Here is a 212-nt window from a genome sequence, read left to right as displayed (position 1 = left end):
TTATCTCCTGGTGTGGTTGTATCTACTGGTTCCTCAAAGCTTACCTTAGTACCTGCTGGCAAGTCTCCTAGATTTGCAATAGATTTAGATGGATCTACTTCCTCACCTTGTTTAACGGTCTGATCTTGTGCTACTGGTGTGTTCTTATCCGCATCTGTTGGTTCAGAAACTTTAACAGTTACTGGGACCTTATCCGTTGAACCATCTGGATA

The 212-nt window shown here is 42.5% G+C and carries 1 protein-coding gene; it reads right to left on the bottom strand.

Annotated features, from left to right (window positions below; genetic code table 11):
• On the bottom strand, positions 1-212 hold a 212-nt coding region (locus E4T71_RS09695; protein WP_245165744.1), incomplete at both ends, for a Rib/alpha-like domain-containing protein.

Origin of the sequence: Streptococcus sp. WM07, assembly GCF_004570525.1 — a bacterium.
Classification (GTDB): domain Bacteria; phylum Bacillota; class Bacilli; order Lactobacillales; family Streptococcaceae; genus Streptococcus.
The sequence above is the reverse complement of the archived record's forward strand: the minus strand, read 5'-3'. Positions and strand labels throughout refer to the sequence as shown.